Origin of the sequence: Pseudomonas ficuserectae, from assembly GCF_024584585.1 — a bacterium.
In the GTDB taxonomy this organism is placed as follows: domain Bacteria; phylum Pseudomonadota; class Gammaproteobacteria; order Pseudomonadales; family Pseudomonadaceae; genus Aquipseudomonas; species Aquipseudomonas amygdali.
The window spans coordinates 1617007-1629336 of the sequence record NZ_CP085684.1 but is presented as its reverse complement, the minus strand read 5'-3'; the positions used below and the strand labels follow the sequence as shown (position 1 = coordinate 1629336).

The 12330-nt window shown below is 58.2% G+C and carries 7 protein-coding genes and 2 pseudogenes; 5 read left to right on the top strand and 4 right to left on the bottom strand.

The window, feature by feature from the left end; genetic code table 11:
• Positions 1 to 102 precede the first annotated feature (102 nt).
• The gene (locus LJU29_RS07300; protein WP_257111932.1) at positions 103 to 1758 is read left to right on the top strand and encodes a pectate lyase family protein; all 1656 of its coding nucleotides are present in this window, start codon (positions 103 to 105) and stop codon (positions 1756 to 1758) included.
• A 229-nt stretch (positions 1759 to 1987) separates the two neighbouring features.
• On the opposite strand, the gene LJU29_RS07295 is transcribed toward LJU29_RS07300, so the two are convergent.
• Together LJU29_RS07295 and LJU29_RS07290 are read right to left on the bottom strand one after the other, a co-directional pair.
• On the bottom strand, positions 1988 to 2143 hold the full coding sequence (locus LJU29_RS07295) for a hypothetical protein (protein ID WP_005743242.1): 156 nt from the start codon (positions 2141 to 2143) through the stop codon (positions 1988 to 1990).
• Positions 2144 to 2232: 89 nt separating this feature from the next.
• A complete protein-coding gene (locus LJU29_RS07290) occupies positions 2233 to 2571 on the bottom strand; it encodes a hypothetical protein (protein WP_005743241.1) in 339 nt (112 codons plus the stop codon).
• A gap of 234 nt (positions 2572 to 2805) precedes the next feature.
• Here LJU29_RS07290 and rapA point away from each other — a divergent pair, with 234 nt between their 5' ends.
• On the top strand, positions 2806 to 5652 hold the full coding sequence (gene rapA / locus LJU29_RS07285; protein WP_257111931.1) for an RNA polymerase-associated protein RapA: 2847 nt from the start codon (positions 2806 to 2808) through the stop codon (positions 5650 to 5652).
• Positions 5653 to 6387: 735 nt separating this feature from the next.
• On the opposite strand, the pseudogene LJU29_RS07280 reads toward rapA, so the two are convergent.
• Positions 6388 to 7771 (bottom strand): annotated as a pseudogene (locus tag LJU29_RS07280) (spinster family MFS transporter).
• Between the two features lie 232 nt (positions 7772 to 8003).
• Between LJU29_RS07280 and LJU29_RS07275 the strand changes: the two are divergent.
• Positions 8004 to 10295 carry a putative bifunctional diguanylate cyclase/phosphodiesterase gene (locus LJU29_RS07275; protein ID WP_057423701.1) on the top strand — a complete coding sequence of 764 codons (2292 nt, stop codon included), beginning with the start codon at positions 8004 to 8006 and terminating at the stop codon, positions 10293 to 10295.
• A 114-nt stretch (positions 10296 to 10409) separates the two neighbouring features.
• Here LJU29_RS07275 and LJU29_RS07270 read toward each other — a convergent pair whose 3' ends face one another.
• The gene (locus LJU29_RS07270; RefSeq protein ID WP_002554802.1) at positions 10410 to 10715 is read right to left on the bottom strand and encodes a DUF2288 domain-containing protein; all 306 of its coding nucleotides are present in this window, start codon (positions 10713 to 10715) and stop codon (positions 10410 to 10412) included.
• Positions 10716 to 10744: 29 nt separating this feature from the next.
• On the opposite strand from LJU29_RS07270, the pseudogene LJU29_RS29285 reads away from it, so the two are divergent.
• Positions 10745 to 10965: pseudogene (locus LJU29_RS29285) on the top strand (hypothetical protein); the annotation flags it as partial.
• Positions 10966 to 11041: 76 nt separating this feature from the next.
• The gene (locus tag LJU29_RS07265) at positions 11042 to 12166 is read left to right on the top strand and encodes a branched-chain amino acid ABC transporter substrate-binding protein (RefSeq protein ID WP_002554803.1); all 1125 of its coding nucleotides are present in this window, start codon (positions 11042 to 11044) and stop codon (positions 12164 to 12166) included.
• The last annotated feature ends 164 nt before the right edge of the window (positions 12167 to 12330 follow it).

Sequence of the window (12330 nt, the reverse complement as noted above, 5' to 3'; positions counted from 1 at the left end):
TGATGCATCCGGAACTGCTTTGCTGCGCTTTCCACTCAGGAAACCAGCGGCACTCTCTATCCGGATCACGAATTGTTCATCCTACAGGCGGGGAAATCAGCCATGAATATGATCAACAGAAACTATTACCCCGTCTCCGGGATTCCTGCGCAGGATGCCACTGCACAGACCGATCAAGCACAGTCGCAAGACCAAGGCATCAAGCCGGGCCACAATAGCAACCTGATCGACTTCGGCCTGACACAACAGGCCAATGGTCCGCACTCCTCGCTGAACACACTAAGCTCCAGAGTCCAGCCGACTGACACAAGCGCATTTTCAAACATGCTGGGCGGTAACAGTGAGCAAGTACTGAACAAACTTGTGGAAGCCATTCGTAACTTCCTCAAGGAACTGTTCTCTCTCTTGCGCGGCAATCAGCAACAGGACGTTACGCCGCCTGCACAGACTCAACACGAACAGGCGCCGACGCTCGCTCAATCGCCCTCTTCCTCATCGTCATCGTCGTCTTCAACGCCTCAGGGCAACGCAGAAAAACCCTTTGTAGTGCAGAACGATCACCCTTCAGAAAAACCTGTATCACTGCAAAAAAATACAGAGTCGACGCCCACCGCACCTTCACAAATAGCACCTTCACAAACACCACCGTCACACACAGCCCCCCGCACCGCCGAGCGAAGCAGTGCTCCTCCAGAGACACCGACCAGGCCCGATGCGGTAAAACCAGCAGTGGTCCATGAACCTGCGTTGCCGAAAACCTCGACCGCCACCACCGCCACACCGGATAACACGGTTAAAGCAGCAAAAACCGCCACACCGGCTGCGCACGGCCAGGGCGCGGACATGTCGGGCATCGTGGGTTTCGCCAAAGACGCTGGCACGACCGGCGGTAACGGCGGTCAAGTGGTCACTGTGAATACCGTGGCGGAACTCAAGAAAAACATGGAAGACGACACGGCTCGTACGGTGCGTCTGGGAGCCAACCTGTCTGCCGACAGCAAAGTGACCATCAATTTCGGAGCCAACAAAACCCTGTTGGGCACCGATAAGGGCAACACCCTGCACAATATCTATCTGGCCAGTGGCAAAACCGCGAGCAATGATATTTTCCAGAACCTCAACTTCAACCATGACAGCCGTTACCGTGAAAACGGTGACATGCAAATGTTCATCAGCAGCGGCAAGAAGTACTGGATCGATCAGAACACCTACACGGGCACCAAGGATCAGGACCCCAAAGGGCTGGATAAGCTGCTCTACGTTGGCGGGACGGCAGATAAAGTCAGCCTGACCAATTCAAAATTTCAGAACAACGAATATGGGGTGATTCTGGGCAAGCCCGATGATTCTGCGGCGGCCAAAGCCGCCTACAAGGGTTATCCGCAAATGACCATTGCCAACAACGTCTTCAGCAACCTGGATGTCCGGGCCCCCGGCCTGATGCGTCACGGGCAATTTGACGTGTTCAATAACTCCATCGACAAATTCCACCTCGGCTTCACTGCGACGGGGGATGCAACGATTCTGTCGCAGTCCAACTATTTCGCAAAAGGCGTGGATGTCTCCAACAAGGCAAGTAACTCCGGCGTGCTGGATGACTACGGCGACGCCCACTTCAAAGACATCGGCAGTAACGTCAGTTTCACTCAGAAATCACCGCTGACCGCTTGGTCACCGAGCTATAACCGGGACGTGAAAACAGCCGAAGAGGCCAGAGCCTACAACCTGACTCATGCAGGCGCAAAAACAGTGGCCTAAAGGCCTGGGTTGAAATACGGACGAAAAAAAGGGCGACCTGGGTCGCCCGAAATGCCTTGCGTGCTCACTGACAGAATGACTGGCCCTGGCCAGTCGTTCTTTTTGTGCCGCCGATACTGCGCTGGCGACGACTGGCTGGTCGTCATGTTGCGCCGTATTCGATGGCATCAGGTTAAACGCAGCTGCACGAAGGCACCTTGACCCAGATCAATGATGCAAAAAGGAGTTATCAGCGTTTTTTAGGCTTTTTCTTTGGCTTTTTGCTGCTTAAAGGCATCGCCTGTTCGAAGGCATTGCGCACTTCGTTGAGGCGTTTGTCGTTCAAATCGTGAACGCGTCTGGCGCGCTCTGCGCCCAGGTCGATCAATTTTTCATCGTCGCTCATGGCTTGCCGCTCTCGAACACTGGAAATCAATGCCAATAATGCTTAATCGCAGCGGCCATGACCAGCGAAGAACCGGGCTTTCCCGCTTATCAGATCTGAATATCCACCCAGAGACCCTGACGCGGCTCGTCGTCGATGAGCGGTACGACAGGAACGGTGTTGTCAGCGTTCAGAGAATCCCCTGGAACGACCAACCCCTGATATTCCTCGGCCTCTTCAGAGGTTCGACCCTGCTGCTGTTGCTGACGCTGCTGTTCTTCGCGCAACAGCAACGCGCTGCGTTCGGTATCTTCGTTGCGCAGGTCGATGGAGGTCTCGTTGGAGCTTTGCTGCACCGGTGCGACAGGCGGGATGTCCGGCATGCGTTTGGCCGGGTCCATCTGTGATGTCACAGGCACCACACTTAGCGGAAGCATAGGTTGCAGCATGATTTTATCTCCTCTTACCGGGGTGTCGGCCGTGCACGAGGCAACTTGAACCGGGCTAAAATAGTCAGCAAATGTTTATAAGATCTTTTTCGACCGCTGACAGTGAAATTAGTGTCATGGAACTAAAAATTCGATGGGTTATCAGCGCTGAAGATGAGTTTTTTCACGCTGCCTTTGGCCTTCGGTGCGCGTTCCGTTAACATACTCAGCTTTTTCAAGCGGGAGACAGGCAGCATGGCGCAGCAGTATCAACCGGGGCAACGCTGGATTAGTGACAGCGAAGCCGAGCTGGGTTTAGGCACCGTTCTGGCACAGGACGGCCGCTTGTTGACCGTGCTCTATCCGGCCACTGGCGAAACACGTCAGTACGCACTGCGTAATGCGCCGCTGACTCGCGTGCGCTTCTCCCCAGGCGATGTGATCACACATTTCGAAAACTGGAAGATGACCGTACGCGAAGTCGACGATGTCGATGGCCTGCTGGTCTACCACGGCCTGAACGCGCAGAACGAAGTGGTGACACTGCCGGAAACCCAGCTGTCGAACTTCATCCAGTTCCGCCTGGCTACCGACCGTCTGTTCGCTGGCCAGATCGACCAGTTGTCCTGGTTTTCGTTGCGCTACAACACGCTGGAGCACACCAGCCGCCAATTGCAGTCCTCGCTGTGGGGCCTGGGTGGCGTGCGGGCACAGCCTATCGCCCACCAGTTGCACATCGCTCGCGAAGTCGCGGACCGTATCGCGCCGCGCGTTCTGCTGGCCGACGAAGTGGGTCTGGGCAAAACCATCGAAGCCGGTCTGGTGATCCATCGCCAACTGCTGTCGGGCCGCGCCAGCCGCGTGCTGATTCTGGTCCCGGAAAACCTCCAGCACCAGTGGCTGGTGGAAATGCGTCGCCGCTTCAACCTGCAGGTCGCGCTGTTCGACGCCGAGCGCTTCATGGAAAGCGATGCAGGCAACCCCTTCGAAGACACCCAGCTTGCACTGGTTGCCCTGGAATGGCTGGTCGAAGACGAAAAAGCCCAGGACGCCCTGTTTGCGGCAGGCTGGGACCTGATGGTAGTCGACGAAGCCCACCATCTGGTCTGGCACGAAGACAAGGCCAGCCGCGAATACTCGCTGGTCGAACAACTGGCCGAAGTCATTGCCGGCGTACTGCTGCTGACCGCGACCCCGGAGCAACTGGGTCAGGACAGCCACTTCGCCCGCCTGCGCCTGCTGGACCCGAACCGCTTCCACGACCTCAAGGCCTTCCGCGCCGAAAGCGAGAACTACCGTCCGGTGGCTCAGGCCGTTCAGGAGCTGCTTGATAAGGGCAAGCTGTCCGCTGCGGCACAGAAAACCATTCATGGCTTCCTGGGTGCCGAAGGCGATTCCCTGCTGGCGGCCGTGAATACCGGCGACGACGAAGCCAAGGCGCGCCTGATTCGAGAACTGCTGGACCGTCACGGCACCGGCCGCGTGCTGTTTCGCAACACCCGTGCCGCCGTGCAGGGCTTCCCGGAGCGCAAGCTGCATCAATACCCGCTGCCCTGCCCTGTGGAATACCTTGAGTTGCCGGTTGGCGAACACGCCGACCTTTACCCGGAAGTCAGCTTCCAGTCGCAGTCGGAAGTCAGCGAAGAAGAGCGCTGGTGGCGCTTCGACCCACGCGTCGACTGGCTGATCGACACACTAAAAATGCTCAAGCGCGTCAAGGTGCTGGTCATCTGTGCCCACGCCGAAACCGCCATGGACTTGGAAGACGCGCTGCGCGTGCGTTCCGGCATTCCAGCCACGGTCTTCCACGAGGGTATGAACATCCTTGAGCGCGACCGCGCGGCTGCTTATTTTGCGGACGAAGAATTCGGCGCTCAGGTCCTGATCTGCTCGGAAATCGGCAGCGAAGGCCGCAACTTCCAGTTCTCTCACCATCTGGTGCTGTTCGACCTGCCGTCGCACCCGGACCTGCTGGAGCAGCGTATCGGACGTCTGGACCGGATCGGCCAGAAGCACACCATCGAGCTGCACGTCCCCTTCCTGGAAACCAGCCCGCAGGCACGCCTGTTCCAGTGGTATCACGAGGCGCTCAATGCGTTCCTCAATACCTGCCCGACCGGCAACGCCCTGCAGCATCAGTTGGGCCCGCGCCTGCTGCCGCTGCTGGAAAGCGGTGACGACGACGAGTGGCAAAGTCTGATCGACGAAGCCCGCACCGAGCGCGAACGCCTGGAAAGCGAACTGCACACCGGTCGCGACCGCTTGCTGGAACTCAATTCCGGCGGCGCCGGCGAAGGCGAAGCGCTGGTTGAAGCCATTCTGGAACAGGACGATCAGTTCAGCCTGCCGATCTACATGGAAACCCTGTTCGACGCCTTTGGCATCGACAGCGAAGACCATTCGGAAAACGCTCTGATCCTCAAGCCAAGCGAGAAAATGCTCGACGCCAGCTTCCCGCTCGGCGACGACGAAGGCGTGACCATCACCTACGACCGCAATCAGGCGCTGTCTCGCGAAGACATGCAGTTCATCACCTGGGAGCACCCGATGGTTCAGGGCGGTATGGACCTCGTGCTGTCCGGCTCGATGGGCAACACCGCCGTGGCACTGATCAAGAACAAGGCGCTCAAGCCGGGCACTGTCCTGCTGGAACTGATCTACGTCAGCGAAGTGGTTGCTCCTCGCTCGTTGCAGCTGGGGCGCTACCTGCCTCCTGCCGCGCTGCGTTGCCTGCTCGACGCCAATGGCAACGATCTGTCGAGCCGTGTGTCGTTCAACACCCTCAATGATCAGCTCGAAAGCGTGCCTCGTGCCAGCGCCAACAAGTTCATCCAGGCGCAACGTGACCAGTTGACCCCGAGAATCAATGCGGGCGAAGAGAAAATCACCCCAAGACACGCAGAACGCGTGGCCGAAGCACAGCGTCGTCTGGCAGCCGACACTGAAGAGGAACTGGCTCGCCTGACGGCATTGCAAGCGGTCAACCCGACCGTGCGCGACAGTGAACTGGTCGCCCTGCGCAGCCAGCGCGAACAAGGCTTGGCCATGCTTGAAAAAGCAGCCCTGCGCCTGGAAGCGATCCGGGTACTGGTTGCGGGTTGAAGCCTTGATACGCTCCGCGTCCGGTCTTGAGTGTGCGGCGCGGCGCAGATTTGTGACGCAGAGCGTCACGCACGGCATTCCCACGCGGGAGCGTGCGGAACGATGACCTTAACTATCGTGCGACGCTCTGCGTCGCATGCCGTTCTGGACGCTCCGCGTCCAATCCTGCGTTTGCAGCGCGGCGCAGATTTGTGACGCAGAGCGTCACGCACGGCATTCCCACGCTGGAGCGTGCGGAACGATGACTTTAACTATCGTGCGACGCTCTGCGTCGCATGCCGTTCTGGACGCTCTGCGTCCGATCTTGCGTTTGCAGCGCGGCGCAGATTTGTGACGCAGAGCGTCACGCACGGCATTCCCACGCGGGAGCGTGCGGAACGATGACCTTAACTATCGTGCGACGCTCCGCGTCGCATGCCTTTCTGGACGCTCTGCGTCCGGTCTTGAGTGTTCGGCGCGGCGCAGATTTGTGACGCAGAACGTCACGCACGGCATTCCCACGCTGGAGCGTGCGGAACGATGACCTTAACTATCGTGCGACGCTCTGCGTCGCATGTCGTTCTGGACGCTCTGCGTCCGATCTTGCGTGTGCAGTGCGGCGCAGATTTGTGACGCGGAGCGTCACGCACGGCATTCCCACGCTGGAGCGTGCGGAACGATGACCTTAACTATCGTGCGACGCTCTGCGTCGCATGCCGTTCTGGACGCTCTGCGTCCGGTCTTGCATCAGCGCGATCACTGCCTGGCCACCACAATCCCCTGCGCCAGCTCCTCCACCGGCTCGTCAGCCGCCATTCTCGCCTTCATCCGCTCGGCATCCCGGCTGAAACAGCGCGAAGCCTGATACAGGAACAGCAAGGTCAGAAACAGCGCTGCCGGAATCAGGTACATGGCATCGTGCAAACCGATGGCTTTAAAGCTTTCGCTCATCACCTCGACACCTGCAACGCCCATCGCAGCATGGGCAAAGTGATCAGACAGCAAACCGACCACCACCGGCCCCAGCCCTCCACCCAGCAAATAAAGCCCGGCAAAGAACAGCGCCATGGCCGTGGCCCGCAGGCGCGGTTCGATTACGTCCTGAATAGCGGTGTAAACGCAGGTATAGAAGTTGTAAGCGAACAGCCAGCCCAGACTGAACACCCCCACGACCACACCGATCCCAATCTGCCCTGCATGCAGCGCATAGCCTGTGGCCAGTGCGGCGATCAACATGCTGATGGTCGCAAACAACAGCCGTCCATTGGAAAAGCGCTGATGCAGTTTGTCGGCTATCCAGCCCCCAAGCGTCAGACCGATCAGCCCGGTTACGCCGACAATAACCCCGGTCGCCACTGCAGCTTCCTGCAAGGGCAGCAGAAAATAGCGCTGCATGCAGCATCGGCACCATGAATGAATTGCAGGCGTAAGTCGCAAAGTTGAAGGTCAGACCGCCCAGCACCAGCCAACGAAAGGTCGGAATCGACAGCACACGGCGGATCGGCTTTTCAATCTTCGCCTCTGACATCCGCACGCTTTCAGCCGCGCCGCGCCTGGGCTCCTTGATGAAAAAGATGAACACGGCCAGCAACAGACCAGGAACCGCAGCGATAAAGAACGGTGCGCGCCAGCTGTCAAACGCCTTGACCATAGCGCCGATGGTAAAGAACGCCAGTAGTAGACCCAAAGGCAGACCCAGCATGAAAAGCCCCATGGCCCGCGCACGCCGATGGGCTGGAAACAGATCACCGATCAGTGAGTTGGCAGCAGGCGCGTAGCTGGCCTCACCTATGCCGACGCCCATGCGCACCAGCAGGAAGGTCCAGAAACTGCCCACCATGCCATTGACCGCAGTCAACCCGCTCCAGACCGCCAGACCGCAGCCCATGAGTTTCTTGCGCGACCCGTTATCGGCCATGCGCCCCAATGGCAGACCAGCGAAAGCGTAGACCAGCGTGAATGCGGTCCCCAGCAACCCCAGTTGAAAGTCACTCAAATGCCATTCCAGACGAATGGGCTCGACGATAATCGCCGGGATGGTGCGATCAAAGAAGTTGAACAGATTGGCCAGAAAAAGCAGGAACAGCACGCGCCAGGCATTGGCAGCCTGAGTAGCGTTTTCAGCCTGGAGCGTGTTCATAAGGCATCCATCCCTTGACTCTCAGTCACTTCAATCTAGAAGCAGAAGCGCTATCTGTCTGTAAACATTCGTAACTACGCATAGGACATGATGGCCTTTTATAACTATTCGTTATTGAGTCAATATCAAAATGGCCGCTCGCAGGGGTGGCAGGTTGTAAACAGCTTCTATACTCAGCTCAAATCGCCAGGTCCTGAGGCTTGGCGCTCTTGTAGTGAGAATAGGGCGCGCTATGGAGTGGCTGGGTTTGAACGTATTCGCTGGCCCCCCAGCGGACGGGCAATTATTAATCGACTGCAGTCATAACCTGTTTCTGGTAGCGCTGGCTTACGGTGTGGCTTGCGCCGCATCCTTCGCCACGCTGGATATTGCCGACCGCGTCATTCAGGTCGACGCCATCAAGAGCCGTCGCCTGTGGAAAGCACTGGGCGCGTTATGCCTGGCGGGCGGCGTGTGGGCGATGCATTTCATCAGCATGCTGGCGTTTGAGGCCCCGCTGAAAATCTCTTACGACCTGACCGTCACGCTGGCTTCCCTGCTGATCGTGCTGATCACTGCACTGGTGGCCATGAGAGCCCTGACCATCCCAGAGCTGACGCTCAGGCGCTGTCTGATCAGTTCGCTGGTCATGGGGACCGGCATCAGTGTCATGCACTATCTGGGCATGTCGGCGATGCGCTCCGCTGCCACGCAGTACTACGAACCACGGATGTTCGCGCTGTCGATCGTGGTTGCCGTCCTTTCCAGCATTGCTCTGCTGACACTGTCCCGGCATCTGCGTCAGTACAACGGCATGTTTCATCAGATGTTCCGCTACGGGGTGAGTCTTCTGCTGGGTGCGGGTTTGCTGACCATGCACCTGATGGGCATGAGGGCACTGCGACTGGTCATGCCCGAAGGCGCTGCGCTGCACATCCCCGGCACCGAAAACAGCCAGCAGCTTGGGCTTACCATTGCCGCCATCACCCTGCTTATCATCGCCGGCAGCATCAGCGCGGCAATGGCCGACAAGAAACTGCAAGGCAAGGAGCACGACCTGCAACGCGTCAACGCGCTGCTCAGCCAGCTGGATCAGGCCCGCGTCTCGCTTCAGCAGGTGGCCCATTACGACCCGTTGACCAACCTGATCAACCGCCGGGGCTTCAATCAGATATTCGCCGAAAAGCTGCAGGAGCACACCTACAACAACGGCATGCTTGCAGTGATGTTTCTGGACATCGACCACTTCAAGCGCATTAACGACAGTCTGGGCCATGACGCCGGTGACGAACTGCTCAAGGTGATTGCCGAACGCATCCGCAGCGCCACCCGTGTGCAAGACGTGGTCTCCCGTTTCGGGGGCGATGAATTCTGCATCCTGCTGAGCATTCCGGACTACGAGGAGGCACGACACCTGGCCTATCGGGTCATGCAAAAAATGAAGGAAACCATCGCGCTGGCAGGAAGGCGCATGGTCATGACGACCAGTATCGGTATCGCCGTGTTCCCGCGTGACGGTTCGACCTGTGATGAACTGCTCAAACACGCAGACCTCGCGCTTTACCAGTCCAAGGGCAACGGACGCAACAGGGTCAATTTCTTCAGCCCCGCGCTCAAGACCAGGGCCAGCCTGGAGCTGCATCTGGAGGAGGAACTGCGCAATGCCCTGCGCGAAGAGACCGGCCTGCAGGTCTACTATCAGCCTATCGTCGACATGCGTACTGGCCACGTTGCCAAGCTGGAGGCACTGGTGCGCTGGAATCACCCGCAACACGGTTTGCTGGCTCCCGGGCGCTTCATCGGTATTGCCGAGGCCAACGGGCTGATCGCCGAGCTGGATAACTGGGTGCTGCGCCGCGCCTGTCACGACCTGCGCACACTGCGTCAGGAAGGGCTGGAACAGCTGATCATCACGGTCAACTGCTCGGCACTCACGCTGGGCCGCGACGAACTGGTCGAAGAGGTCGAGCAGGCACTGGCCGACGCCGACGTTGCACCTGGCCGACTGGAACTGGAGGTGACCGAAAATGCGTTGATGGGCAATATCAGCAATACCATTCTGATGCTCAAGCACATTCGCAGCCTGGGGGTCTCCCTGTCGATTGACGACTTCGGCACCGGCTACTCATCGCTGGCCTATCTCAAGCGGCTGCCACTGGACACGCTGAAGATCGATCGATCATTCATCATTGATATTCCCCAATCTCCACAGGATATGGAAATCGTCCAGGCGATTCTCGTCATGGCTCATACCCTGCACCTGAAAGTCGTCACGGAAGGCGTGGAAACCCCGGCTCAACTTGAGTTTCTCAGCCGGTTCGGCAGTGATTATGTACAAGGCTATCTGTTCAGCAAGCCTCAGCCACTGGAGCGAATCCTGCCCCTTGCCAGACAGATGAACGAGCGCGAACCGACTACCCGTTGGTCTGCCCTGCCACCACCGCACATGCACGGCCCGGACATCGACGTTTCAGAACCTGCCGATGTGTTTGCCGACCTGACCGACAATGACGAATTTGCCAGTCACAGGCCCGTCCGTACCTGACGCTACGCTCTGTAGTCACTGGTCGGCAGGTGTGGTTTTACGCTACGTCGACGCCGGGACAGTTACCTTCCAACTCACTCCGGCAAATCTTCAGGCACCTCAATGGTGCGTAAATCAATCCTGCGCTCTGTTTTGAATCAGAACCCAAGGTGCCACCACTACAGCCCAGAGCGAAGGATCGGTCTCCACCAGCTCAAGCGCCTTGCTTTCCGAGACCTTGCCGACCTGTCCTTCAGCCAGCCATGCAGACACCCTCACTGCATCATTTTCGGCCACGGCCTCGGCAACTTCGATCAAATCCAGAGGCAGCTCGACCCACAACAGGGCACCCTTGGCAAAGAATGGTTGCAATTCAGTCCAGGTGATTGATGCGGTTTCGCCAAGCAGTTTGGCATAGAGGGTGCTAGGTTCTTGCGTCATGGGTTTTCACCAGAAAGAAAATCGGCGCAATGATAGCGCTGACTTTCCCATCGGCAAGCCCAGAAGCAGGTGATTTATCGCGGGAAAGTGCAGATAACCTTATGGATCTGAAGCGATTTCAGGGCTCAGGCGGTTTGATTCTGTAACTTTCTTTCGATTAAGCGACACGCATCGGTTTGTCCCCAAACGCCCGGCTTTCCAAGCCAACGAGAGGCACTCTAAACTGTTCCGGTACAGTTGGCGGCGTGGGAGAACCGGTGATCGAATCCGGTCCTGGAGCCTTGGCCATCAGGATTATAAAAACTACAACGCAAGAGTGGAGCATCATGACTAAGGGTACCAATAAGCTTTCAAGGCTGTTTGCCGCACTGGTTATGGCGGGGGTTGCCAGCCATTCGTTCGCAGCTGACACCATCAAGATCGGCATCGCCGGCCCCAAGACCGGCCCGGTTGCCGAATACGGCACCATGCAGTTCAACGGTGCCAAAATGGCCATCGAGCAGATCAACGCCAAAGGCGGCGTGGATGGCAAAAAGCTTGAAGCCGTCGAATACGATGACGCCTGCGATCCGAAACAGGCCGTTGCGGTCGCCAACAAGGTGGTCAACGACGGCGTGAAATACGTGGTCGGTCACCTGTGCTCCAGCTCCGCCCAGCCAGCGTCCGACGTTTACGAAGACGAAGGCATCATCATGGTGACCCCGGCTGCCACCAGCCCGGAAATCACCGCACGCGGCTACAAACTGGTATTCCGCACCATCGGTCTCGACAGCGCCCAGGGCCCGGCCGCAGGCAACTACATTGCCGACGTCGCCAAGCCGAAAATCGTTGCTGTGATTCACGACAAGCAGCAGTACGGCGAAGGTATCGCGACAGCAGTCAAGCAGACGCTGGAGAAAAAAGGCGTCAAGGTTGCTCTGTTCGAAGGTATCAACGCAGGTGACAAGGACTTCTCGTCGCTGATCGCCAAGCTCAAGCAAGCCAACGTCGACTTCGTCTACTACGGCGGCTACCACCCGGAGCTGGGTCAGATCCTGCGCCAGTCCAAGGAAAAAGGCCTGAACGCGAAGTTCATGGGACCTGAAGGCGTGGGCAACGAGTCCATCTCGCAGATCGCCGGCGATGCTTCGGAAGGCCTGCTGGTCACCCTGCCAAAATCCTTCGACCAGGACCCGGCCAACCAGGCGCTGACCGAAGCCTTCAAGGCCAAGAAAGAAGACCCGAGCGGCCCGTTCGTCTACCCGTCCTACTCCGCCGTTCAGGTCATTGCTGATGGCATTGCCGCCGCCAAGTCCGAAGACACAGCCAAGGTGGCTGCTGCCATCCATGCTGGCACCTTCAAGACCCCGATGGGCGAGCTGAGCTACGACGACAAAGGTGATCTGAAGAACTTCCAGTTCGTGGTTTACGAGTGGCACTTCGGCAAACCGAAGACCGAAGCCGCCAAATAAGCTGCTTGCGTTAACCCTCAAAGCCCACTGCCAGCGCAGTGGGCTTTGTTTTACGAATCCAGGCCCGTACGCACGTTTCGGCCACCCGAACTGCATGCACGAGGCCCCCTGAAAATCTTAAAACCGTCAACAGCGGTTCCCTGACAGCGCAACAGGCTACGCAT

Bases quoted from the DNA above. Each gene is read 5' to 3' on its own strand.
- LJU29_RS07270 (WP_002554802.1), bottom strand. From the start codon at position 10,715: ATGACGCAAGAACCTAGCACCCTCTATGCCAAACTGCTTGGCGAAACC.
- LJU29_RS07275 (WP_057423701.1), top strand. From the start codon at position 8,004: ATGGAGTGGCTGGGTTTGAACGTATTCGCTGGCCCCCCAGCGGACGGG.
- LJU29_RS07300 (WP_257111932.1), top strand. From the start codon at position 103: ATGAATATGATCAACAGAAACTATTACCCCGTCTCCGGGATTCCTGCG.
- LJU29_RS07295 (WP_005743242.1), bottom strand. From the start codon at position 2,143: ATGAGCGACGATGAAAAATTGATCGACCTGGGCGCAGAGCGCGCCAGA.
- LJU29_RS07265 (WP_002554803.1), top strand. From the start codon at position 11,042: ATGACTAAGGGTACCAATAAGCTTTCAAGGCTGTTTGCCGCACTGGTT.
- LJU29_RS07290 (WP_005743241.1), bottom strand. From the start codon at position 2,571: ATGCTGCAACCTATGCTTCCGCTAAGTGTGGTGCCTGTGACATCACAG.
- rapA (WP_257111931.1), top strand. From the start codon at position 2,806: ATGGCGCAGCAGTATCAACCGGGGCAACGCTGGATTAGTGACAGCGAA.